The sequence below is a fragment of the Salinimicrobium oceani genome, from assembly GCF_012037645.1.
The window spans coordinates 1-813 of record NZ_JAAVJR010000088.1 but is presented as its reverse complement, the minus strand read 5'-3'; the positions used below and the strand labels follow the sequence as shown (position 1 = coordinate 813).

Sequence of the window (813 nt, the reverse complement as noted above, 5' to 3'; positions counted from 1 at the left end):
GAAACCTTGATCCTAGATTACAACATTCCTTTTTCTATCCTGAATTGGAGGAGGACTTTGGAGACCTGACCTATGGCAGATCCTGGGAATGGGGTGAAGATGAGGCCTGGTTTAGAAAAGGAGCCAGAGACTATTATCGCAACAATGAAGATTATTATTCAGAGGTCAATTACCGATTGATCCGTTATGCGGATATCTTATTGAGATATGCGGAGGTATTAAATGAACTAGGTAATACGGCTGAAGCCTATCAATATGTGGATATGGTTAGAGCACGTTCGAACATGGCCCCACTGGCCGAAGCCTATCCGTCTATCGGGAATGATCAGGATGCATTTTTGGAGCGCTTAAAAATAGAAAGGGTGCTTGAGCTTTCTGGCGAGAGTGTTCGTTGGGGAGACTTGAAGCGATGGGGAGATCTAGAAAGTCAGGCTGCAGTAGATCAAATTGCGGAAAGAGATCCAGACTTCAACAATTTTGAAGTAGGAAAGCATCATAGACTTCCTATTCCATTAAGTGATGTACAGAATAACCCTAACCTGGACCAGCATCCTGAATATTAATTCTGAAATCCCTGAAGCAATCGAATTAGCTGTTTCAGGGATTTTTTATTTCCTAAACTTAAAAAAAGTGAAAAAAACCCAATTTTTTCTATCGATTCTGAGTGTTATGATTTTTATCAGCTGTGTTGATAAACCAAAACAGAACCAGGAGACAGCGGAAGCCACAGCTGTGGAAACTCCAGAGGCCCGAGAGACCTGGACCAAGGAAAAAGCCACTACTTGGTACGAACAGCAACCTTGGTTGGTGGGA

General features: G+C 42.6%; 1 protein-coding gene and 1 pseudogene. Both read left to right on the top strand.

What is annotated here, in order from left to right; genetic code table 11:
- The coding region (locus HC175_RS15560) for a RagB/SusD family nutrient uptake outer membrane protein (protein WP_168139363.1) at positions 1–563 on the top strand (563 nt) is incomplete at its 5' end.
- Positions 520–813, top strand: a pseudogene (locus HC175_RS23900) (hypothetical protein); the annotation flags it as partial. The gene HC175_RS15560 and the pseudogene HC175_RS23900, both read left to right, overlap by 44 nt.